We start from the raw sequence: 2128 nt of genomic DNA, 5'->3' as shown, positions 1-2128 counted from the left end.
AGAGGGAAGGAGGAGAGAAAAGAGGAGGGGAGAGGAGAGGAGGAGGGGGGGGGGGGAAAGAAGAAGAAGGAAGAAGAGAGGGAGAGAGGGAGAGGGGGAGAGGAGAGGGGGAGAAGAGAAAGGAGGAAAAGAGAAAGGAAAGAAAGGAAAAAAGGGAGAGAGGGAGGGAGGGGGGAAGGGGAAAGGGGAGGAAAAGGAGGGAGGAGGAGGGAAAAGGAAGGAAGGAGAGGAGAAGGGGGAGGAAGGAGAGAGAGGGAGGAAAAAGGGAAAAGAGGAAAGGAAAGGGGGGGAAGGAAGGGGGAAAGAGAAAAAGAAGGGAAGGAGAGGGAGGGGAAGAGGAAGGGGAGAGGAGAAAGAGGGGAAGGAGGAAAAAGAGGAAGGAGGGAGGGGAAGGGAAGGGAGAGAAAGAGAGAGAAAGAGAAAAGAGAGGGAGGGAAGAGGGGAAAAGGGGAAAGAAAAGGGGAAGGAAAGAGGAAAGGGAAGAGGGGGAAGAGAGGAGAAGAAAAAAAAGGGAAAGAAAAAGGGGGGGGGGAGGGGGAGGAGGAGAGAGGAAAAAGAGGAAAGGAGAGGAAAAGGGAAGAAAAGGAAAAGAAAAAAAGAGAGGGAGAAAGAGAAAAAAGAAGGAAGAGAAAAGAAAGAAAGAAAAAAAAAAGGGAGAAGAAAGAGAAAGGGAAAAGAGGGAGGGGAAGGGGGAAGGAAAGAAAGAAGGAGGAGAAAAAGGGAGGGAGGAGGGAGAAAAAGGGGAAGGAAAGGAAGGGGAAAAAGGAAGGGGGAAGAAAGAAGGAGAAAGAGAGGAAAGGGGAAAGGGGGGAAAGGGGGAGAAAAAAGAGAGGAGAGAGAAAAAGAAAAAAAGGAAAGGGGGGAGGGGAGGGGGGAGAGAGAAGGAAAGAAGGGGAAAAAAGAAGGGGGAAGAGGGAGGGAAGAAAGAAAAGAGGAGAAGGGAGAGGAGGAGGAAAAGGAGAAGGAGAAGAGAAAGGAAAGAGAGGGAGAGAAGGAAGAAAAGGGGGGGAAGAGAGGGGGGGGAGAAAGGAAGGAGGAAGGAAAGGGGAAAAAAAGGGAGAAAGAGAGAGAAGAAGGAGGGGGAAAGAAGAAAGGAGAGGAAAGAGAAAAAGAAAGGGGAGGGGAGGAGGGAGAAAGGAGAGGGAGGAAGGGAGGGGAGGAGAAAGAGAGGAGAGGGAGGGGGGGAAGAGGGAAAAAGGGAAAGGGGGAAGGGGGGGAGGGAGGGGGAAGGGGGGAGGAGGGGGAGAAGGAAGGAAAGAGGAGGGGAAAAAAAGGGAGAGGGGGAGAGAGGAGAGAAAGGGGGGGGAAAAAAGGGGGGGAGAAGAGGGAGGAGGAAAAAGAGGGAGAAGAGAAAGAGGAAAAGAAGAAGAAGAAAAGGAAAAGGAAAAGAAGAAAGGAGGGAAGAAGGGAGAGAGGGGGGGAAGGGAGAGGGAGGGAGAGGGGGGGAGGAGAGGAAAGGAAAGGGAAAGAAGAGGAGAGGGGGAGGAGGAAAAAGGGGGAAGAAGAGAAAAAAGGGGGAGGAAGAAGAAGGGAGGGGAGAAAAAGGAGGAAAAAAAGAAAAGGGGAGGGGAGAGAGAGGAAAAGGGGAAGAGGGAAGGGAAGAGGAAGGGAAAGGAGAAAAAGAGAAAAAGAGGAGGAGAAGAGAAAGGAAAAAGGAGGAAGGGGGGAGGAAAGGGAGAGGGGAGGGAAAAAGAAAGAGGAGAGGAGGGGGGGAAGGGGGGGAGAAAGGGGGGAAAAGGAGGAAGGAGAGGAGAGGAGAAGGGAAAGGAGGGGGAGGAAAAGAAAAAAAAAGAAGGGGGGGAAGGGGGGAGGGAAAAGGGGGAGAAAGAGGAAAAAAGGGGAAGAAGGAAAAGGGGGAGAAAAAAAGGGAGGGGAGGGAAGAAAAAAGAGGGAGGGAGGGAAAAAAAAGGGAGGAGAGGAAGAGAAGGAGGAGGGGGAAGGGGGGAGAGGGAGAGAGGAAGGAGAAGAAGAAGGAAGAGAGAGAGAGGGGAGAGAAAAAAGAGAAAAGGAAAAGGAGGGAGAGGGAAAAGGAAGGAGAGAGGAGAGGGAAGGGAAAAAAGAGAGGGAGGGAGGAGGGAGAGAAGGGAAGGGAGGGAGAAAAAAAAGGAAAGAAAAAGAGGAAGGGGAC

The 2128-nt window shown here is 52.0% G+C and carries 1 protein-coding gene; it reads left to right on the top strand.

What is annotated here, in order from left to right; genetic code table 11:
- Window positions 1-2128: hypothetical protein (locus L1271_RS25000; protein WP_235369046.1), on the top strand; the 2128-nt coding region annotated here is incomplete at both ends.

It is taken from the genome of Pseudoalteromonas sp. OF5H-5 (genome assembly GCF_021530695.1).
Classification (GTDB): Bacteria; Pseudomonadota; Gammaproteobacteria; order Enterobacterales; family Alteromonadaceae; genus Pseudoalteromonas.
Note: the sequence above shows the minus strand (reverse complement) of the source record. Positions and strands in the feature narration are given on the sequence as shown.